Annotated in this window: 17 protein-coding genes; 14 read left to right on the forward strand and 3 right to left on the reverse strand. The window is 68.0% G+C overall.

What is annotated here, in order from left to right; all coding sequences use genetic code 11:
• Window positions 1–56: 56 nt before the first annotated feature.
• Window positions 57–1,211 (forward strand): carboxylate-amine ligase, encoded by a 1,155-nt coding sequence (locus FFS62_RS12700; RefSeq protein ID WP_137973165.1) that lies wholly within the window; start codon window positions 57–59, stop codon window positions 1,209–1,211.
• Here FFS62_RS12700 and FFS62_RS12705 read toward each other — a convergent pair.
• The gene (locus FFS62_RS12705; protein ID WP_137973166.1) at window positions 1,208–1,678 is read right to left on the reverse strand and encodes a hemerythrin domain-containing protein; all 471 of its coding nucleotides are present in this window, start codon (window positions 1,676–1,678) and stop codon (window positions 1,208–1,210) included. The genes FFS62_RS12700 and FFS62_RS12705 overlap by 4 nt on opposite strands.
• Before the next feature lie 160 nt (window positions 1,679–1,838).
• Here FFS62_RS12705 and FFS62_RS12710 point away from each other — a divergent pair, with 160 nt between their 5' ends.
• Together FFS62_RS12710 and FFS62_RS12715 are read left to right on the forward strand one after the other, a co-directional pair.
• Window positions 1,839–3,005, forward strand: coding sequence for a zinc-dependent alcohol dehydrogenase (locus FFS62_RS12710; RefSeq protein WP_137973167.1), 1,167 nt, complete (start codon window positions 1,839–1,841; stop codon window positions 3,003–3,005).
• Window positions 3,006–3,087: 82 nt separating this feature from the next.
• Window positions 3,088–3,618, forward strand: coding sequence for a DUF4142 domain-containing protein (locus FFS62_RS12715; RefSeq protein ID WP_137973168.1), 531 nt, complete (start codon window positions 3,088–3,090; stop codon window positions 3,616–3,618).
• A gap of 41 nt (window positions 3,619–3,659) precedes the next feature.
• Here the strand turns inward: FFS62_RS12715 and FFS62_RS12720 are convergent, their stop codons facing one another.
• Window positions 3,660–3,887 carry a PLD nuclease N-terminal domain-containing protein gene (locus FFS62_RS12720; protein ID WP_137973169.1) on the reverse strand — a complete coding sequence of 76 codons (228 nt, stop codon included), beginning with the start codon at window positions 3,885–3,887 and terminating at the stop codon, window positions 3,660–3,662.
• Between the two features lie 128 nt (window positions 3,888–4,015).
• Between FFS62_RS12720 and FFS62_RS12725 the strand changes: the two genes are divergently transcribed.
• From FFS62_RS12725 to FFS62_RS12750, 6 genes are read left to right on the forward strand one after another with little or no spacing between them, the layout of a single operon-like run.
• Window positions 4,016–5,353, forward strand: coding sequence for an erythromycin esterase family protein (locus tag FFS62_RS12725; protein WP_137973170.1), 1,338 nt, complete (start codon window positions 4,016–4,018; stop codon window positions 5,351–5,353).
• 1 nt (window position 5,354) lies between these two features.
• Window positions 5,355–6,011 (forward strand): phosphoribosyltransferase, encoded by a 657-nt coding sequence (locus FFS62_RS12730; RefSeq protein ID WP_137973171.1) that lies wholly within the window; start codon window positions 5,355–5,357, stop codon window positions 6,009–6,011.
• A complete protein-coding gene (locus FFS62_RS12735) occupies window positions 6,008–7,414 on the forward strand; it encodes a homospermidine synthase (RefSeq protein WP_137973172.1) in 1,407 nt (468 codons plus the stop codon). The genes FFS62_RS12730 and FFS62_RS12735 overlap by 4 nt, the downstream gene beginning before the upstream one ends.
• Before the next feature lie 11 nt (window positions 7,415–7,425).
• Window positions 7,426–7,791 (forward strand): hypothetical protein, encoded by a 366-nt coding sequence (locus FFS62_RS12740; RefSeq protein ID WP_137973173.1) that lies wholly within the window; start codon window positions 7,426–7,428, stop codon window positions 7,789–7,791.
• A gap of 3 nt (window positions 7,792–7,794) precedes the next feature.
• The gene (locus tag FFS62_RS12745) at window positions 7,795–8,877 is read left to right on the forward strand and encodes a lactonase family protein (protein ID WP_137973174.1); all 1,083 of its coding nucleotides are present in this window, start codon (window positions 7,795–7,797) and stop codon (window positions 8,875–8,877) included.
• Entirely contained in the window at window positions 8,870–9,994 is a 1,125-nt protein-coding gene (locus FFS62_RS12750; protein WP_137973175.1) for a mechanosensitive ion channel family protein, read from the forward strand. Before FFS62_RS12745 ends, FFS62_RS12750 begins: the two co-directional genes overlap by 8 nt.
• Window positions 9,995–10,268: 274 nt before the next feature.
• Here FFS62_RS12750 and FFS62_RS12755 read toward each other — a convergent pair whose 3' ends face one another.
• Window positions 10,269–10,751, reverse strand: a complete 483-nt coding sequence (locus FFS62_RS12755) for a CinA family protein (protein WP_137973176.1) — start codon at window positions 10,749–10,751, stop codon at window positions 10,269–10,271.
• Between the two features lie 303 nt (window positions 10,752–11,054).
• Between FFS62_RS12755 and glgA the strand changes: the two genes are divergently transcribed.
• From glgA to FFS62_RS12780, 5 genes are read left to right on the forward strand one after another with little or no spacing between them, the layout of a single operon-like run.
• On the forward strand, window positions 11,055–12,551 hold the full coding sequence (gene glgA / locus FFS62_RS12760) for a glycogen synthase GlgA (RefSeq protein WP_256662210.1): 1,497 nt from the start codon (window positions 11,055–11,057) through the stop codon (window positions 12,549–12,551).
• On the forward strand, window positions 12,551–14,305 hold the full coding sequence (treZ, locus tag FFS62_RS12765) for a malto-oligosyltrehalose trehalohydrolase (protein WP_137973178.1): 1,755 nt from the start codon (window positions 12,551–12,553) through the stop codon (window positions 14,303–14,305). Before glgA ends, treZ begins: the two co-directional genes overlap by 1 nt.
• Window positions 14,302–16,362: a 4-alpha-glucanotransferase gene (malQ, locus tag FFS62_RS12770; protein WP_137973179.1), complete on the forward strand. Its 2,061-nt coding sequence runs from the start codon at window positions 14,302–14,304 to the stop codon at window positions 16,360–16,362. The genes treZ and malQ overlap by 4 nt, the downstream gene beginning before the upstream one ends.
• Window positions 16,355–19,156, forward strand: a complete 2,802-nt coding sequence (locus FFS62_RS12775; RefSeq protein WP_137973180.1) for a malto-oligosyltrehalose synthase — start codon at window positions 16,355–16,357, stop codon at window positions 19,154–19,156. The genes malQ and FFS62_RS12775 overlap by 8 nt, the downstream gene beginning before the upstream one ends.
• Window positions 19,153–19,425: a DUF2934 domain-containing protein gene (locus FFS62_RS12780; RefSeq protein WP_137973181.1), complete on the forward strand. Its 273-nt coding sequence runs from the start codon at window positions 19,153–19,155 to the stop codon at window positions 19,423–19,425. The genes FFS62_RS12775 and FFS62_RS12780 overlap by 4 nt, the downstream gene beginning before the upstream one ends.
• The last annotated feature ends 5 nt before the right edge of the window (window positions 19,426–19,430 follow it).

A 19,430-nucleotide genomic window follows, 5' to 3' on the forward strand; every position in this document is an offset into this window, starting at 1 on the left:
AACTCGGCGAAGCCGGTGGCCGTCCCTTGGGAAGGACCTAGCCCCGGTAGATCGCCATGCCTGACCACTGCTCCGCCCCCACCTTCGGCATCGAGGAGGAATTTCTCCTGGTCGACCCGCTCAGCCGCGATGTGGTGGCCCAGCCGCCCGCTGGTCTGCTGGAAGCCTGCCGCCGGGCTTTCGGCCCGCGCCTGGCCGAGGAGATGTTCCGCAGCCAGATCGAACTGGTGACGCCGGTGCTGCACGATCTCGCCGGCGCCCGCAGCTGCCTGCTGGAGGGCCGCCAGCGCCTGGCCGATATCGCAGAGGGCTTCGGCCTTGGCCTGTACGGCGCGGCCACCCATCCCTTCGCCGACTGGCGCCAGCAGCTGGCCACCGACACGCCGCACTATGCCCAGCTGTTCGCCGACTACCGTGACGTGGCCCAGCGCAGCCTGCTGTCCGGCCTGCATGTGCATGTCGGCGTACCGACGGAGGTCGATCGGGTGCGGGTGATGAACCGGGTGCTGCCCTGGCTACCGTTACTGCTCGCGCTGAGCGCCTCGTCGCCGTTCTGGCATGGTCGGCGTAGCGGCCTGCTCAGCTACCGCCGCGCCCTGTGCGGGGAATGGCCACGCATGGGCATTCCCGAGGCGCTGCCCGACGAGCCGGCGTTGCAGGCCTACATCGACCTGCTGCTGGCCTCCGAATCCATCCGCAAGCGTGGCGATGTGTGGTGGTTCATCCGTCCCTCGGCGCGCTTCCCCACCCTGGAGCTGCGCATTGCCGACGCCTGTCCGCGGGTGGCGGACGTGCTGTGCATCGCCGGGCTGTTCCGCGGCCTGGTGGCCTGGGCCATCGAGGCCAAGGATCCGGCGGACATGGGCCTGCAGCGCCTGGTGCTGGAAGAAAACTACTGGCGTGCCCGACGCCTGGGCGGTGCGGCGCATTTTCTCGATGTGGACGGTCGCAGCGCGCTGCGGGCGCTGGACTGGCTGGCGCAGCTGCGCGAGCGGATCGGCCCCTGGGTCGAGGCGTTCGGCGATGGCGAAGTGTTCGAGCAGGCCAGGCGCATCCTGCGTCATGGCAGCAGTGCGCAGCGCCAGCTGGCACTCTATGAAGGCGTGCGCAGTACCGGCATCGGGCAACGCCAGGCGCTGGCTGCGGTGGTCGATCAGGTGGTGGATGAAACCCGGGCCCGCTCCGTACGGAGCGAGCCCGAATTGGCCTAGGCGGCCTGGCTGCTGAGGGACTGCTTGAGGCTGCGCTTGCGCTCCTCCATCAGCTTGCCCAGCTCCTCCAGTTTCTGCGCCCCGAGCAGCTCCTCGGCCTTGGGGAACATCTCCTGCTCTTCTTCTTCGATGTGGTGCTCCAGCAGCTCCTTGAGCACCTTTGCGCGGCCGGCGAAGTTGATGGTCGCCGGGTCGGTCTTGACCAGATCCGGCAGCACCAGGGAGTCCACGGTGCGGTGTTCCTCCTTGGCCTCGGCAGACATCACCCCCTCCTCGCGGCCACCGGCCTTCTCGTAGGCGGGATAGAAGATCTGTTCCTCGATATCGGTGTGCACCGCCAGTTCGATGTGCAGCTTGTGCAGCAGATCCTGCCGGGTCTTGACCCCGCGTTCGGTGGTGGCGACGAGTTTTTCCAGCAGTTGCTTGACCACCTGATGGTCCTGTTTGAGCAGCTCTACGGCGTTCATGTCATTCTCCAGGCTATGGACGGTTGACCGCTGGTGCGGACGTAGAGGTGACCCTGCGGGTACGCCTGAAGTTCGAGTAATCGCCACCGCCCGTCCAGCAGGCTGAACTCCCGAGCGTGGCACTTCCTCGATAAAGGACTTGCCACCGAGGAGAATCCCCATGCGAGCGCTTACCTATCACGGCAGCCACGACGTTCGCGTCGAGACGGTTGCCGACCCGGTCATTCAGGCCGATGACGACATCATCCTGCGGATAACCGCCACCGCCATCTGCGGCTCGGACCTGCACCTGTACCGCGGCAAGATTCCCCAAGTGAAGGATGGCGATATCTTCGGCCACGAGTTCATGGGCGAAGTGGTCGAAGCCGGCAGCGCGGTGACGCGGGTGAGCAAGGGCGACCGCGTGGTGGTGCCCTTCGTCATCGCCTGCGGCAGCTGCTTCTTCTGCGCCATGAACCTGCATGCGGCCTGCGAAACCACCAACCCCGGGCACGGCGCCATCCTCAACAAGAAGCAGATACCCTCCGGCGCCGCGCTGTTCGGCTACAGCCATCTGTACGGCGGCTTGCCCGGCGGTCAGGCCGAGTACGTGCGTGTGCCCAAGGCCAATGTCGGGCCGATGAAGATTCCGGGCACGCTGGTCGACGAACAGGTGCTGTTTCTCACCGACATCCTGCCCACCGGCTACCAGGCCGTGCTCAACGCCGGTATCGGCCCGGGCAGCAGCGTGGCCATCTACGGCGCCGGGCCGGTCGGCCTGATGTCGGCGGCCTGCGCGCGCCTGGCCGGCGCCGAGCAGATCTTCATGATCGACGAGCATCCTTATCGCCTGGAGTTCGCCCGCCAGACCTATGGAATCATTCCGATCAACTTCGACGAGATCGACGATCCGGCCGCCGCCATCATCGAACAGACGGCGGGCCATCGCGGCGTGGACGCGGTCATCGATGCCGTGGGCTTCGAGGCCAAGGGGAGCACGACCGAAACCATCCTCACCACCCTCAAGCTGGAGGCCAGCAGTGGCAAGGTGCTGCGCCAGTGCATCGCCGCCGTGCGCCGTGGCGGTACGGTGAGCGTGCCGGGCGTATATGCCGGCTTCATCCATGGCTTCCTGTTCGGCGACGCGTTCGACAAGGGCCTCACCTTCAAGATGGGCCAGACCCATGTGCAGGCCGTGCTGCCGATGCTGCTGGAGCATGTGGAGCGCGGCGAGCTGAAGCCCGAGGTGATCATCAGCCACCGCATGAACCTGGAACAGGCCGCCGAGGGCTACCGGCTGTTCGACAAGAAGGAAGACGACTGCCGCAAGGTGGTGCTGCGCCCCTGAGCGGCGCCATTCATCCCATTTGCTGAACTTCGCCGAGTTTCGCCGCTTCTACTCCAGGCAACTCACATCAGGAGAGTCATTCATGCGCCATCTAAAACAACTCACCCTTGGCCTGTTCGCCGCCGTCGCCCTGAGCACCGGCGCCGCCGTGCAGGCCAACGAAGCGCCCGCCGACCAGGAGCAGGTCAGCCCACGCAATTTCGTCGAGGAAGCTTCCGCCAAGGGCATCGCCGAGATCGAGACCGGCAAGCTGGCCCTGGAAAAAGGCACCACCGCCGACGTCAAGGAGTTCGCCCAGAGCATGGTCGAGGACCACACCGCGGCCAACAAGGAGCTCAGCGCACTGGCCACCAAGAAGCAGCTGGAGGTGTCCACCGATGCCGAGCTGATCAACCAGGCCAAGGCGCTGATCCTCAAGCTGCGCGGTGAGGCCTCGTTCGACAAGGCCTACATGAACAACCAGGTGATGGCGCACAAGGAGACCATCGAGCTGTTCCAGAAGGCCAGTAATGCCGAGGATGCGGAAATCGCCGCCTTCGCCAAGCAGACCCTGCCCAAGCTGGAACACCATCTGAAGATGGCCGAGCAGATCAACGCCCAGCTGCCCGAGTAACCATGGCTCGAGCCCGGGAGAGTTCCCGGGCTCGAGCTTGCTCAGCCCTTGCTGTGCTCCGGTGAAGACGGTGGATGGGCCAGGCCACGCGGCCCCAGCACGCCCCAGACCACCAGGCCGATTACCGGAAACAGGGCGATCCCGAGGGACCACAGCGCCTTGCTTTGCACCCCCTTGTCGCTGCGATAGACGCTGAGGATGGCCCAGACATCGAGCAGCAGAATGATCGCCGCCAGGGCAATGAACAGCAGTGTGAATTCGCCAAACATGATGTTTCTCCTGCGGGTGGTGTTTCTGTTGTGTCCACAGCCACGCCCCACGGTTCAGGCGAAATCGATCGAACGCCCGGCGCCCTGCGCGCCTCGAATATTGCGAGCCCCACCACGAGGTAAGCGTCATGCCCTCCTCCGCCCTCCGCCACGCCGAGCGTTCCAGCGAGGAACTGATCGACCTGTTGCGGCGTAGCGCCGAGCCGCTGCCGGATATCGAAGCCCCCGAATTCGCCACGGCCTTCTCCCGTTATGGCGACGCCCGGGTGGTGCTGATCGGCGAGGCCAGCCATGGCACCTCGGAGTTCTACCGCGCCCGCGCCGCCATCACCCGGCGCCTGATCGAACAGCACGGCTTCAACATCGTCGCCATCGAAGGCGACTGGCCGGACGCGGCGCGCATCGACCGGCATGTGCGGCATGTCGAAGCCAGCGCCGATGAAGAGACCGCCTTCGGCCGTTTCCCCAGCTGGATGTGGCGCAACCGCGAAACCCTGGAGTTCGTCCGCTGGCTGCGCGGCCACAACGTCGACCGGGAATCGGCCGAGCGCGTCGAGTTCCGTGGCCTGGACATCTACAGCCTGCGCGCCTCGATGACCGCCGTGCTGCACTACCTGGACCAGAACGACCCGGCGCGCGCCGCCGAGGCGCGCCAGCGCTACGCCTGCCTGACACCCTGGCAGGACGACCCGGCTGCCTATGGCCAGCGCGTCGAATGGGGCGATGGCGACTCCTGCGAGGCGGCGGTGATCGAGCAGCTCGGCGAGCTGTTGTGGGCGCGCCTGGAGAGTCTGGAGCGTGACGAGGGGCTGTTCGACGCGGCGCAGAACGCCCGCGTGGTGCGCGCCGCCGAGCAGTACTACCGGCTGATGTACCGCGCCTCGGTGTCGTCCTGGAACCTGCGCGACAACCATATGTTCGACACCCTCAAGCAGGTGCTCAAGCACCGCGGCCGCCAGGCCAAGGCGGTGGTCTGGGCGCACAACTCCCACGTCGGCGATGCCGCCGCCACGGCCATGGGCTGGCAGGGTGAGTTCAACCTCGGCCAGCTGTGCCGCATCGGCTGGGGCGACGACGCGGTGCTGATCGGCATGGGCACCGACCACGGCGAAGTGGCCGCCGCCGACGACTGGGGTGGCGAGCTGAAGATCAAGTCGGTGCTGCCGTCGCGCGCCGACAGCTGGGAGCACCTGTTCCAGCGTGTCGGCCTGGCCGCTTCGCTGACCGATTGGCGCGGCGCCGGCAAGAGCGCCTTGCGCCACGCCCTCGACGAGCCACTGCTGCAGCGCGCCATCGGCGTGATCTACCGGCCGCAGAGCGAACGCCAGAGCCACTACTACGAGAGCGTGCTGGGCGAGCAGTTCGACGCCTACCTGTGGTTCGCCCGTACCTCGCCGATCACCCCGCTGGACGACCCCGCCGGTCTCCAGGGGGCCGCCGCCGACACCTTTCCCTTTGGAGTCTGAGATGGCGCAGTCCGCGGAATTCAGTGACCGCCACCAGGCCGGTCTGGCCCTGGCCGGCGCGTTGCGCGAGTTGCAGCTGCACGAGCCGGTGGTGCTGGCCCTGCCCCGTGGCGGCGTGCCGGTCGGCCACCCGATCGCCCGCGAGCTCGGCGCACCCCTGGATATTCTGTTGGTGCGCAAGATCGGTGCGCCCGGCCAGCCGGAATTCGCCCTGGGCGCGGTGGTGGATGGCGTGGAACCGCAATGGCTGGTGGACGAAGAGATGCTGCGCCTGTTCGACCCCGCGCCCGGCTGGTTCGCCCGGCAGGTGACCGAGCAGCTGCGCGAGATCGAGCGGCGCCGCTCCCTGTACTGCGGTCCGCGCCTGCCGATCCCGCTGGAGAACCGCGAAGTGATCTTGGTAGACGACGGCCTGGCCACCGGCAGCACCGCACGGGTGGCCATACAGGGCCTGCACAAGCTGCGCCCACGCCGGGTGGTTCTGGCCGTGCCGGTGGGACCGCGCGAGACGGTGGAAAAGTTGCGGCCGCTGGTGGACGAGCTGATCTGCCTGGTCACCCCCGAGCCGTTTCGCGCGGTCGGCGACCACTATCTCGACTTCCGCCAGGTCTCCGATCTAGAGGTCATGGAGCTGCTGTCGCCGGGAGCGCGGATATGAATGCCCCCTCTCCATTCGACGGGCGCCTGCTGCTGATCGGCTTCGGCTGCATCGGCCAGGGCGTTCTGCCGCTGTTGCTGCGGCACATCGACCTGCAACCGGCGCAGGTGCTGATCATCTCCCCCGATGATGCCGATCGGCCGATCGCCGAGCAGTACGGGGTCGAGCTGCGCACCCTACGGCTCAGCGAGGACAACTACCAGGCGGAGCTTGCGCCGCTGCTCGGCCCCGGCGACTTCCTGCTCAATCTCTCGGTGCAGGTGGAGAGCGCGGCGCTGATCGCCCTGCGCCAGGAGCACAACGCGCTGTACCTGGACACCTGCACGGAGCCCTGGGCCGGTGCCTATACCGACAGCCAGCAGTCGGCCTCCGAGCGCAGCAACTACGCCCTGCGCGAACGCCTGCTGGCGCGCCGGCGTGGCGAAGCCGGCGGCAGCACGGCGCTGATCACCCACGGCGCCAATCCGGGGCTGGTCTCGCACCTGGTCAAGCAGGCCCTGCTGCATCTGGCCAGCGACCTCGGCCAGCCCCAGGCCGCCCCGCTCGACCGCCTGGGCTGGGCGAGCATGGCCCAGCGCCTGGGCGTGCGCTGCATCCATATCGCCGAGCGCGACTCGCAATACGCCGCGCAACGCAAGGTCGACGACGAGTTCGTCAACACCTGGTCGGTGGACGGCTTCATCAGCGAGGCCTGTCAGCCCGCCGAGCTGGGCTGGGGCAGCCACGAAAAGAGCCTGCCGGTGGACGGCCGGCGCCACGCGTTCGGCTGCCAGGCGGCGGTCTACCTGCAGCGCCCGGGTGCCGCCACCCGAGTGCGCACCTGGACGCCATCCGGCCCCACCCAGGGTTTTCTGGTGACCCACAGCGAGGCCATCTCCATCGCCGACTACCTCACCGTCGGCCGTGGCGAGCACCCCGAATACCGCCCCACCGTGCACTACGCCTACCAGCCCTGCGACGACGCCCTGCTGTCGCTGCACGAGCTGGCCGCGCGCAACTGGCAACCCCAGTCGCGCCAGCGCCTGCTGGACGAGGACATCGCCGGCGGCCGCGACGAGCTCGGCGTACTGCTGCTCGGCCATGCGCGCACCGCCTACTGGTACGGCTCGCGGCTGAGCATCGACGAGGCCCGTGCGCTGTGCCCGCACAACAGCGCCACCAGCCTGCAGGTAACGGCCACGGTGATGGCCGGGGTGATCTGGGCCATGGCCAACCCGGACCGCGGCATTCTCGAACCCGACCAGCTGCCGCACGAGGAGATCCTCGGCCTGTGCCGTCCCTACCTGGGCGAGCTGGTCGGACTGTACAGCGACTGGACGCCCCTGCAGGACCGGGAGCGGCTGTTCGATGAGGCACTGGATCGTGACGACCCCTGGCAGTTCGTCAACTTCCGCGTGGACTGAAAGGGAGCAACATGTTCGACTCATTCAACCTGATTCTGCCGATCCGCCTGCTCGGCGCCACACTATTGCTGGCCGGACTGGTCATGGCCGCCGGCGACATCCGCCTGAGCGCGCCGCTGCAGGAGTTCTTCGGTGACCTGCTGCTGTTGTCGGTGGGGGCGCTGTTTCTCCTGCGCCGTGGCGAGGCCCTGGCGCTGTATGCGCTGATCACGGTGATCGCCAGCCTGTGGGCGCTGCTGGAAGTCAGTGTGGACGGCTGGCAGCTGCTGCCGCGGCTGCTGATCTGGTTCGTCGTCGGGCTGCTGCTGTTGCCGGCCAACCAGGCCCTGGGGCGCACCCTGGAGGCGCGCAGCCTGCGGGCGCAGTGGATGAAGTGACGCATGCCGAACCCTAGTCACGAACTGCTGGTGGGCTGCGCCGAGTGTGATGGCATTCTGCGCCTGGGCTTCGATGCGCCCAGCGGCCGGCTGGAAGAGCGCCCGCTGCAGCGCATCGCCGCGAGCAAGGCTTCGTGGCTGGTGGTATCCGCCGACAGCGAGCGGCTGTTCGCCCTGGAGGATGTGCAGGGCGGCGGCCGGGTCAGCGCCTTGCGCCGCGACGCTGCGGGTGAGTTCATCATCACCGCCAGCATGCCCAGCGAAGGCGTGGAGGCGGTACATGGCTGCCTTGGCGCCGATGCGCGCCACCTGCTGGTTGCCCATTATTGTGCGGACGCCCTCCCCGGCGGCTCTCTGGCCGTGCTGCCGGTCAGTGCCGATGGCCTGGGCCGGGTGACCCAGCTGCTCGCCGAACCGTTCGAGCGCCCCGGCGCGCAGCGCCAGGCCTCCTCGCATATCCACTGCGTGGTAATCGCGCCCGATGGCCGCCATGTCTTCGCCTGCGACCTGGGCGCGGACCATGTCTACGAGTATCACTACCAGGCCGAGCGCAGCGATCCGCTAGCGCCAGCCAGCCGGCGTTATCTGCAGCTGCCCGAAGGCAGCGGGCCGCGCCATCTGCTGTTCGATGCCGGCGGGCGGCACGCCTACCTCACCCTGGAGCTGAGCAACCAGGTCGCCCTGCTCGACTATCAGGATCGGCGTCTGCGGCTGCGCACCCTGTATGACCTCGACCCGCCGCTGCAACCGCCGGCGGACCGGCGCCTGGGCGCCCTGCACCTGTCGGTGGATGGGCGCTTCCTCTATGTCAGCCGGCGCGGCGCGGAAAACCAGCTGGTGGTCTACGCGGTGGACCCGCTCAACGGCGCGCTGGAGGAACGGCAGCGGCGCGACAGCGGCGGCGTGGAGCCCCGCGAGTTCGCGCTCGCGCCGGATGGCCGCTTCCTGCTGGTGGCCAACCAGCGCAGCGACAACCTGCTGGTGATCCAGCGTGACCCCGTCAGCGGCCTGCTCGGCGACACGCTGCAGGAGCTGCGGGTGTCCAGCCCCAGTGATCTCAAGTTCATTGGCAACCCCCATGGATAACGCCTGGCTCGACCTGCTGCCCTGGCCCGAGCTGCGGACCCTGGGCGTCGCATTGCTGGTGGCGCTGCTGCTGGAAGTGGTGGCCGGCTGGTTGCTGCGCCTGCTCACCCGCCTCACCTATAACCTGCTGGCGGCCCGCGAGCTGCTGCAGCGAGCCCGCGCGCCGGTGCGCATGCTGCTGCCGCTGTGCGGCGTGCAGGTGGTGCTGAGCTCGGCGCCGGACCAGCTGCTGCTGATCGACGGCGCCCGCCGCCTGGTGCTGCTGGCGATGATCGCCGCCTTCACCTGGCTCGGCCTGCGCGCAGCGGACGCGATCCAGCGGGTCATAGTGGCCAAGCACCCGGTGGACGTGGTGGACAACCTGCAGGCGCGGCGCATCCAGACCCAGACCAGAGTGCTGGTGCGCACGCTCAGCGTGTTCGTGGTGATCTTCGGTGCCTCGACCATGCTCATGACCTTTCCCGCCGCCCGCCAGTTCGGCGCCAGCCTGCTGGCCTCGGCGGGTCTGGCCGGCCTGGCGGTGGGCTTCGCCGCCAGGCCGGTGCTGGGCAACCTGATCGCAGGGCTGCAGATCGCCCTGACCCAGCCGATCCGCCTGGACGACGTGGTGATAGTCGAGAACGAATGGGGGCGCATCGAGGAGATCACCGGCAGCTACGTGGTAGTGCGCATCTGGGACGACCGTCGCCTGGTGGTGCCGCTGCAGTGGTTCATCGAGCATCCGTTCCAGAACTGGACCCGCAGCAACTCGTCCATCACCGGTGCGGTGCTGCTGTGGGTCGACTACTCCACGCCGCTGGAGCCGCTGCGTCATGAACTCGTGCGCCTGTGCGACCAGGCCACCCATCTGTGGGACGGTCGGGTGCGGGTGCTGCAGCTGATCGAGACCGGCGAGCGGGCGATCCAGCTGCGGGTGCTGGTCAGCTCGGCCAATTCGTCACACAACTGGGACCTGCGCTGCTACCTGCGCGAGAACCTGGTGAACTTCATCTGCGCCAACTTCCCCGGCTGCCTGCCGCAACTGCGTGCCTCGGTGGGCAGCGCATCGGGCGTCGATCTGGTGGAGAAGACGCCGAGCGGCCAGGTGGTGGAGGCGGAGCGCCAGCCGCCGGTGTGAGTCGGCTCATCGTAGGGTGGTCTCGCCGCAGGCAGCCCACCACGGGACGCCATGGTGTACTGCCTGCATCGATACACCCTACTACTTGCCAGAGGGAGCGAAGCCTCCAGTGGTTTGAGCGGGTTGGGCTCACGCCGGATTCGAGCCGCAGGGCCTGGTCTTAGAGGTAAGTGCTTCAGAGGCGGCTCATCGTAGGGTGGTCTCGCCGCAGGCAGCCCACCACAGGACGCAATGGTGTACTGCCTGCGGCGAGTACACCCTACAAAACGGGGTCTCACATCACCCGCAGCCGCTCGTAGTAGTACGGCAGCTGCAGCAGCGCATAGCGCGCCGCCGCGTAGCGCACCTCGTTGCGCTCGCCCTCGAACTTCAGGGTCTCGCTGACCACGCCCTCGTGGTCGTTGATGCGCATGGCGCAGGCGAAGCACTGCACCCCGTCCATCGGCCCATCCGCCTCGGCCAGCCCGGTGTTGGCCAGGGCGATGTCGGCGCGGCTCATCTTCAGCGCGCCCAGGGCCATCTCCCGGGTCACCTCCTCGCTGGTCAGGCCGAAATGATCGATGGTCATGCGGTTGACCCCCAGACACATCTGCTTGGCCTCCGGCGAATACACCACAAAACCACTGTCCAGCACCGCTCCGCTGCCGGAGATCTCGGCCATCAGCGAGGCCATCAGGCCGCCAGTACAGGACTCGGCGGTACTCAGGGTCAGACGGTATTTCTCCAGGAAGTGCACTACCTGCTCGACGCTCTGCATCTGCGGACCTCTCTGCCGATGGGGTTGGCTGTTGCCCATGGGAAGGCCGCGCGGCGCTCAAAGTTCAAGTTTTCCGGTCGGGGGCGGTCTGCAAAAAAGTCGAAACTTTCCAGAACGCGCTCCGGTCAGGAAAAGAGTATGGGGTTGTCGGTTGATTAGCAGACGACGCCAGTCGGGCCAAGCAGAGCCGACTTGGCACGGGCGCCTTGTGTGGCGACCCAGGCGAAGCGGCAGGCGATCCACTGATTTCGGAGTAAAGACATGGGAAACGTCGCTGTGACCGCAAGAATCGATGCACAGGCCATGACACAGCTTCCAGCTCCACCGCATTTGCACGTCGAGAGCCTGCATGAGCAGAAGAAGCGGGTTCTTTTCGTCACCTCCGAGTTCGCCGACCTGGTCAAGGTCGGGGGCCTGGGAGACGTGTCCGCCGCCCTGCCCCGCGCGCTGTCGAGTCATCACGATATTCGCGTGCTGATTCCCGGCTACAGCCAGGTCATGGAAAGCGGCCAGAACATCCGCATAGTCGGTGAGGTCGGCGGCCACGCCGCCTTGCCACCCTGCAAGATCGGGCGCATGGACCTGGCCGATGGCCTGATCGTCTATGTGCTGATCAACCCCGAACTGTACGAGCGCGACGGCACGCCCTATGGCGACGCCCACGGCCGCGACTGGGCGGACAACCATATCCGCTTCGCCCGCCTGGGCCTGGCCGCGGCCGAGATCGCCAGCGGTACCGCGTGCATTCGCTGGTGCCCGGAGCTGGTCCACGCCAACGACTGGCCGGCCGCCCTGGCCCCGGCCTACATGGCCTGGCGCCAGGTGGCCAGCCCCACCGTGCTGACCATCCATAATCTGGCCTACCAGGGCCTGTGCGACCTGCAGTGCAGCGCCGAGCTGGGCATTCCCGCCGAGGCCTGCAGCAGTGAGGGCATGGAGTTCTACGGCAAGCTGTCGTTCCTCAAGGCCGGCATCGTCTACGCCAGCCATGTGACCACGGTAAGCCGCACCTACGCCGAGGAGATCACCACTCCGGCCTTCGGCTGCGGCCTGGAGGGCATGCTGCAGGCCAAGGTCGCCGACGGCCAGCTCAGCGGCATCGTCAACGGCATCGACGAGAGCTGGGAGCCGCGCACCGACCCGCACCTGGTGCAGAGCTTCGGCGTGCGCCAGTGGCAAGGCAAGCGCGCCAATGCCGCCCATGTCGAGCAGATGCTCGGCCTGGATGCGGATTCCGGCCCGCTGTTCGCCGTGGTCTCGCGCCTGGTGCAGCAGAAAGGCATCGACCTGACCCGTGGCGTGGCCGAACAGATAGTCGCCCTGGGCGGCCGCCTGGCGGTGATCGGTCGCGGCGAGCCGGAGCTGGAGGCGGCCATGACCGAACTGGCTCAGCGCCATCCGGGACGCATCGGCGTGCATATCGGCTTCAACGAAACGGACGCCCGGCGCATCTTCGCCGGCAGCGACTTCCTGCTCATGCCCTCGCGCTTCGAACCCTGCGGCCTGAGCCAGATGTACGCCCAGCGCTTCGGCTCGCTGCCGATCGCCCGGCGCACCGGTGGCCTGGCCGACACCATCGAGGATGGCGTCACCGGCTTCCTGTTCCGCGAATCCACCCTGGAGAGCTACCAGGAGGCGGTGCAGCGCGCGTTCAACGTCTATCGCCACCCCGAGCTGCTCAGCGCCATGCGTTGCCGCGCCATGGCCGCGCCGCTGTTCTGGCGCCAGTCGGTGCTGCCCTACGACGAGCTGTATCAGGAGCTGCTGGGTGCCACTCGCCTCGCCGCGGACGCGCTTTGATGTACAGCCACGGAGCCACACGGCTTGATCAAGGGCGCACACGCTTCGCCCTGTGGGCGCCCGACTGCCGCGAGGTAGTGCTGGAGCTGCAGGACGGCGCGCTGCATCCGATGCAGGAGGCGGCGGACGGCTGGTTCGAGAGCGAGCTGGAATGCCCGGCGGACACCAGTTACCGCTTCATCGTCGACGGTAGTCGGCGCGTGCCGGACCCGGCGTCGCGCCGCCAGTTCGGCGATGTGCACGGCTTCAGCCGGGTGGTCGATCACCGCAGCTATGTATGGCGCCATGCCAACTGGCGCGGGCGGCCCTGGCACGAGACGGTGATCTACGAACTGCACGCCGGTTTGCTGGGCGGCTACGCCGGCGTCGAGGCGCTGCTGCCGCACCTGGCCGAGCTGGGCGTGACGGCCATCGAGCTAATGCCACTCGGAGAATTCCCAGGGCGGCGCAACTGGGGCTACGACGGCGTACTGCCGTTCGCCCCGGACGGCAGCTACGGCACGCCGGAACAGCTCAAGCACCTGATCGACAGCGCCCACGGCATGGGTCTGATGGTGTTCGTCGACGTGGTCTACAACCACTTCGGTCCGGACGGCAACTACCTGGGCCACTACGCCAGCGCGTTCTTCCGCGAGGACCGCCACACCCCTTGGGGCGCGGCCATCGACTTCCGCCGCCCGCAGGTGCGCGACTTCTTCTGCGAGAACGCCCTGATGTGGCTGCTCGACTACCGCGTCGACGGCCTGCGCCTGGACGCCGTGCATGCCATCGGCGACGACGACTTCCTCGCCGACCTGGCCGAGCGGGTGTATGCCGCGGTGCCACCCGGCCGCCATGTCCATCTGATCCTGGAGAACGAGAACAACTCGGCCAGCCTGCTGGAGCACAGCTACACGGCCCAATGGAACGACGACGGCCACAACGCCCTGCATGTGCTGCTGACCGGCGAGACCGAGGGTTACTACGCCGACTTCGCCGAGGATGCCACCGCCAAGCTGGCCACCTGCCTGGCCGAAGGTTTCGTCTTTCAGGGCCAGGCCAACCGCCACGGCAAGCCGCGTGGCGAACCCAGCGGCGGGCTGCCGCCAACGGCCTTCGTGCTGTTCCTGCAGAACCACGATCAGGTCGGCAATCGCGCCTTTGGCGAGCGCCTGGCCGCCATGGCCGACGAGGACGCGCTGAAGGCCGCCACCCTGCTGCTGTTGCTCTCGCCCATGGTGCCGCTGCTGTTCATGGGGGAGGAATGGGGTTCGATCCAACCGTTCCTGTTCTTCACCGATCACCAGGGCGAGCTGGCCAATGCGGTGCGCGATGGCCGGCGCAGCGAGTTCGCCGAGTTTTCGCGCTTCGCCGACCCCGCGTTGCTGCAGCGCATTCCCGACCCCAACGACCTGGCCACCTTCACCCGCTCGCAACCGGACCTGGCACCCAGCAGCCAGCCGCGCCAACGCGAGTGGCTGGACTACTACCGGCGCCTGCTACACCTGCGCCACAGCCGCATCGTACCGGCCCTGCCCGGCACCCATTCGCTGGGCGTCACGGTGCTGGCCCCCTGCGCCCTATCGGCCGGCTGGCGCCTCGGCAATGGCCAGTTGCTGCGTATCGACATCAACCTGGGGGATCTTGCGGTGGAGACCGGTGCCCGTTCGCCGGCCGGCAAGCTGCTGTGCGCGCACCGGGTCAACGAGGAGGAGTATTGCCAGGGCCTGCTGCCTGCGCGCAGTGCCCAGGCCGTGCTGGAGGTGGCGCCATGAGCGATGCCCTGCTCGCCGAACTGGCGGACGCCGCCGGCCTCAGCGTGGACTGGCAGGATGCCCACGGTCGCCCGCAGCGCGTCAGCCCGGAAGCACAGCGGCGCTTGCTGGAGTCCCTCGGCTATCCGGCGCAGAGCCCGCAGCAGATTCAGGGCAGCCTGGGCGAGCTGCGCCACCGCGACGCCGAGGCGGGCCTCGGACCGCTGCTGACCCTGGAACAGAGCCAGGCAACACCACTGCCGGGCTATACGGCGGAACAGCCCTACAAGCTGACACTTGAGGGCGGCCAGGTGCAGTCCGGTCGGCTCGACCACCAGGGTTGCCTGCCAGCCCAGGACATTCCCGGCTACCACCGCCTGGAGATCGGCGACGCGCGCCTGACCCTGGCAGTGGCGCCACCGGCCTGCCGCAGTGTCGAGGAGCTGTGCGGCAAGCGCCACGCCTGGGGCCTCACGGCCCAGCTGTATTCGCTGCGCCGCCCCGGCGACGGCGGCCTGGGCGACACCCGGGCCCTGGAAGACCTGGCCCGGCATGCTGCCAACCAGGGCGCCGATGCCCTGGCGATCAGCCCGGTGCATGCGATGTTCTCCGCCGCTCCCGAGCATTACAGCCCCTACTCGCCCTCCAGCCGCCTGTTCTTCAACGTGCTGCACGCCGACCCGGCCAATCTGCTCGGCAGCGAGCCGGTGGAATGGGCCATCGCCGCCTGCGACCTGCAGGAGGAATGGGCCCGGCTGGAGCAGCTGGAACTGATCGACTGGCCCGCCGTGGCCAAGGCGCGGCAGTGCCTGCTGCGCGAGCTGTACCGCGACTTTCGCGAGAGCGACGGCTCTCTGCTCGGCAACTTCACCGCCTTCTGCGACGCCGGTGGCGATGCCCTGCTCCAGCACTGCCGCTTCGAGGCGCTGCATGGCCATATGCTGAGCCGTGGTGAGTCCGGCGACTGGCGCAACTGGCCGGAGCAGTTCCGCGACCCGCGCCACGCGGCGGTGCAGCGCTTCGCCAGCGAGCACGCTGAGCAGGTCGGCTTCCACGCCTTCGCCCAGTGGCTGATGGCGCGTGGCCTGGAGAGCGCGCAAACGGTGGCCAGCGGCGCCGGCATGGGCATCGGCCTGATCGCCGACCTGGCTGTAGGCGCCGACTGTGCCGGCAGCCAGGCCTGGAGCCGGCAGAACGAACTGCTGCCGGAACTGACGGTGGGTGCACCGCCCGACATCCTCAATCGCGCCGGGCAGAACTGGGGCGTGTCCGCCTTCTCCCCCGACGGTCTGCAGCGCCATGGCTTCCGCGCGTTTATCGAGATGCTGCAGGCCAACCTGGCCCACGCTGGCGGCATCCGCATCGACCACGTGATGGGGCTGCAGCGTCTTTGGGTCATTCCCCACGGCGGCGAGCCGCAGGACGGCGCCTACCTGCGCTACCCGATGACCGACCTGTTGCGCCTGCTGGCCCTGGAATCCCACCGCCATCGCGCGCTGGTCATTGGCGAAGACCTCGGCACCGTGCCCGAGGGCCTGCGTGAGGAACTGGCGCGGCGCAACATCCTCGGCATGCGCGTGCTGCTGTTCGAACAGCACGACGGCCGCTTCATCGCCCCGCGCCAGTGGCCACGCAATGCCCTGGCCACCACCAGCACCCACGACCTGCCGAGCATCAAGGGTTGGCTGGCCGGCCACGACATCGACTGGCGTCTGCGCGCTGGCCACATCCGAGCGGAACAGGAGAGCGACGACCGCGCCGAGCGCGCCCGGGAAAGCGCCGCACTGATCGATGCGCTGGCCGAGCACGGTCGCTTGCAGGGCCCGCGTGAGGACGCCGAAGCCTGCCTGCAGGCCAGCATCGACTACATCGGCGGCACACCGGCGTCACTGGTGTTGTTGCCGCTGGAGGACGCCACCGGTGCCGACCAGCAACCCAACCTGCCCGGCCCCGGCCAGACCCATCCCAACTGGCGCCGGCGCCAGGCCCTGCCGGTACGCCAGCTGCTCGAAAAGGCCGACACCGAACGCCGCCTGACCCGGCTGGCCAGAGCGCGCCAGGAGGCCATCGATGATTGATTTGCGCGCCACCCTGCGCCTGCAGTTCCACCAAGGCTTTACCCTGCATGACGCGGTTGAACTGGTGCCCTACATTTCGCGCCTGGGCATCAGCCACGTGTACGCCTCGCCGCTACTCACTGCGCGCCCAGGCTCGATGCACGGCTACGACGTGGTCGATCCGACCCGGATCAATCCCGAGCTGGGTGGCGAGCCCGGCCTGGTGCGCCTGGTGGAGGCCCTGCATGGGCGCGGCATCGGCCTGATCCTCGACATAGTGCCCAACCACATGGCGGTCGGCGGCGACGCCAACCCCTGGTGGCTGGACCTGCTGGAATGGGGCAAGGACAGCCCCTTCGCCAAGTTCTTCGACATTCAGTGGCACTCCCACGACCCGTTGCTGGCCGGCCAGCTGCTGGTGCCCTTCCTGCGTAACGATTACGGCGAGGCCCTGGCCAGCGGTAGCATCGGCCTGCACTTCGACCCCGAAAAGGGCCGCTTCTACGCCCAGCACTTCGAGCATCGCCTGCCGATTACCCCACCCAGCTATGGCGAGATACTGCGCCGCGCCGAGGACCCGGCGCTGGCAGAGCTGGCCAAGCGTTTCGACGCCCTGCGCGGCGACAGCGATGCCTGGCACAACACCCAGCCGTTGTGCGCCGAACTGGCCCAGCTGGGCCGCCCGGAGATGAGTGGCGAGGCGATGCACCATGCGTTGGCGTGTTACCGCTGTGACGACGAAGCCGGCGTGCAGCGCCTGCACCGCCTGCTGGAACGCCAGCATTACCGGGTAGCCAGCTGGCGCACGGCGGCTGACGACATCAACTGGCGGCGCTTCTTCGACATCAACGAGCTGGGCGGCCTGCGGGTGGAGCGCCCGGAAGTGTTCGAGCTGACCCACAGCAAGATCTTCCAGCTGATCGAGCAGGGCCTGGTCGATGGCCTGCGCATCGACCATGTCGACGGCCTGGCCAACCCGCGTGCTTACTGCCGGCGCCTGCGCCGGCGCGTCGACCTGCTGTTGGCACAGCGCCCGCAGGCGATGTCCGGCCAGCATTTCCCGATCTACGTGGAGAAGATCCTCGGCTACGGCGAGCACCTGCCGGATAGCTGGAATGTGGATGGCACCACCGGCTACGAGTTCATGAACCAGCTCGCCCTGCTGCAGCACGACCCACGCGGCGAGCAGCCGCTGCGCGAGCTGTGGAGCGAGCTGGGCGGCCGCACGCAGGAATTCGCCGAGGAGGCACTGGAGGCGCGCCGTCTGGTACTCGGCAGTTCGCTCACCGGCGATCTGGAGGAAGTCGCCCAGGGCCTGCTGCAGGTGGCGCGCAATGACATCGCCACCCGCGACCTGACCCTGGCCTCGATCCGCCGCGCGCTGCTCGAACTGATCGTGCATTTCCCGGTGTACCGCACCTATGCCCACGCCTGCGGCCGCTCCGAACAGGACCAACGCGTGTTCCAGCAGGCCCTGGATGGCGCACGCCTGACCCTGGCCGAGGCCGACTGGCCGCTGCTCGAACATCTCGATCGCTGGCTCGGTGGCCAGGCGTTGCGCGAGCTGCCGCCAGGGCGCCCACGCAAGCTGCGCGCGCGGGTGCTGAGCCGCTTCCAGCAACTGACCTCGCCGGTGGCGGCCAAGGCGGTGGAGGACACCGCCTGCTACCGTGCCGGCGTGTTGCTGTCGCGCTACGACGTGGGCTTCGACGCCGAACACTTCAGCCAGCCCCTCGAATATTTCCACCAGTGCAACCGCGAGCGAGCAAGCAAGCTGCCGGACAACCAGCTGGCCACTGCCACCCACGACCACAAGCGTGGCGAGGACAGCCGCGCCCGTCTCGCCGTGCTCAGCGAACGCGCGTCCTGGTATGCCGAGAAGGTCCAGCGCTGGCGCACCCTGGCCGCCCTGTGGCGTGGCGATCTGCCGGAAAGCGCGCCGAGTGCCGATGAAGAACTGATTCTCTACCAGGCCCTGCTCGGCAGCTGGCCACTGGAGCTGGGCGCGGACGATGCCGAGGGCCTGCAGGCCTATCTGCAGCGCATGCGCACCTGGCAACAGAAGGCTCTGCGCGAGGCCAAGCTGAACAGCAGCTGGAACGCGCCCAACGCCGAGCACGAGGCAGCCAGTCAGGAGTTTCTCGAGCGCCTGCTGACCCGCCCGGAAGGCCGGGAGCTGCGCCTGGAGCTGGTCGCCGCGGTGGCCGCCATCGCCCCGGCCGGTGCCCTCAACAGCCTGGCCCAGTGCCTGCTCAAGTTCAGCGCGCCGGGGGTGCCCGATCTATACCAAGGCTGCGAGTACTGGGACTTCAGCCTGGTCGATCCGGACAACCGCCGGCCGGTGGATTTCGCCGCCCGCGTCGCCTCGCTGGACGGCCTGGCCGAGCCGGCCGAGCTGCTCGCTCACTGGCAGGATGGTCGGGTCAAGCAATGGCTGATCGCCAATTTGCTTGCCATCCGGCATGCCCGCCCACAGCTGTTCGCCCGCGGCGACTATCGCGCGCTGGACGTAGAGGGCGAACAGGCCAGTCGCGTACTGGCTTTCGCCCGCAGCTTCGGCGACACCCACCTGGTGGTCGTGGTGCCGCGCCTGGCCGCCGGCCTGCTTGGCAGCGGCGAGGTGCCACACATACCCGCCGAGCGCTGGGGCGACACCCGTGTGCTACTGCCAGCCGAGTTCGCCGGACTCGGCCCGACCGGCATCTTCCCGCCCCATCAACCGATCAACCACGGCCACCTTTCCCTGGCCGAAGTGTTGGCGGAATTTCCAGTCAATCTCGTCTGCCTGAAACCGCGCCAGGAGAATTTTCCATGAGCATCGATGAAAACCGCGTCCGCGAATTCGCCTATCAGATCTGGGAGTCCGAGGGTAAACCCGCCGGCCAGGAGGAACGCCACTGGGCCATGGCCTACAAGCTGGCCGAGGCGGAAGCTGCCAGCGAACCTGCGCCGGCGCTCAAACCGCGGCGTATCAGCAAGCCCAAGGCGGTGAGCATGGCCGAGGCAGAAGCCCAGGCCGAGCAGCCGGCATTGCTGAAGAAGCCGCGCACCACGCGCAGCGCCACCAAGACCCCGAAGACCTGAGAGGT

It is taken from the genome of Pseudomonas sp. F(2018), from assembly GCF_005508865.1.
Classification (GTDB): Bacteria; Pseudomonadota; Gammaproteobacteria; order Pseudomonadales; family Pseudomonadaceae; genus Aquipseudomonas.

Coding starts and splice junctions, on each gene's coding strand:
- FFS62_RS12700 (WP_137973165.1), top strand. CDS start 57: ATGCCTGACCACTGCTCCGCCCCCACCTTCGGCATCGAGGAGGAATTT.
- FFS62_RS12705 (WP_137973166.1), bottom strand. CDS start 1,678: ATGAACGCCGTAGAGCTGCTCAAACAGGACCATCAGGTGGTCAAGCAA.
- FFS62_RS12710 (WP_137973167.1), top strand. CDS start 1,839: ATGCGAGCGCTTACCTATCACGGCAGCCACGACGTTCGCGTCGAGACG.
- FFS62_RS12715 (WP_137973168.1), top strand. CDS start 3,088: ATGCGCCATCTAAAACAACTCACCCTTGGCCTGTTCGCCGCCGTCGCC.
- FFS62_RS12720 (WP_137973169.1), bottom strand. CDS start 3,887: ATGTTTGGCGAATTCACACTGCTGTTCATTGCCCTGGCGGCGATCATT.
- FFS62_RS12725 (WP_137973170.1), top strand. CDS start 4,016: ATGCCCTCCTCCGCCCTCCGCCACGCCGAGCGTTCCAGCGAGGAACTG.
- FFS62_RS12730 (WP_137973171.1), top strand. CDS start 5,355: ATGGCGCAGTCCGCGGAATTCAGTGACCGCCACCAGGCCGGTCTGGCC.
- FFS62_RS12735 (WP_137973172.1), top strand. CDS start 6,008: ATGAATGCCCCCTCTCCATTCGACGGGCGCCTGCTGCTGATCGGCTTC.
- FFS62_RS12740 (WP_137973173.1), top strand. CDS start 7,426: ATGTTCGACTCATTCAACCTGATTCTGCCGATCCGCCTGCTCGGCGCC.
- FFS62_RS12745 (WP_137973174.1), top strand. CDS start 7,795: ATGCCGAACCCTAGTCACGAACTGCTGGTGGGCTGCGCCGAGTGTGAT.
- FFS62_RS12750 (WP_137973175.1), top strand. CDS start 8,870: ATGGATAACGCCTGGCTCGACCTGCTGCCCTGGCCCGAGCTGCGGACC.
- FFS62_RS12755 (WP_137973176.1), bottom strand. CDS start 10,751: ATGCAGAGCGTCGAGCAGGTAGTGCACTTCCTGGAGAAATACCGTCTG.
- glgA (WP_256662210.1), top strand. CDS start 11,055: ATGACACAGCTTCCAGCTCCACCGCATTTGCACGTCGAGAGCCTGCAT.
- treZ (WP_137973178.1), top strand. CDS start 12,551: ATGTACAGCCACGGAGCCACACGGCTTGATCAAGGGCGCACACGCTTC.
- malQ (WP_137973179.1), top strand. CDS start 14,302: ATGAGCGATGCCCTGCTCGCCGAACTGGCGGACGCCGCCGGCCTCAGC.
- FFS62_RS12775 (WP_137973180.1), top strand. CDS start 16,355: ATGATTGATTTGCGCGCCACCCTGCGCCTGCAGTTCCACCAAGGCTTT.
- FFS62_RS12780 (WP_137973181.1), top strand. CDS start 19,153: ATGAGCATCGATGAAAACCGCGTCCGCGAATTCGCCTATCAGATCTGG.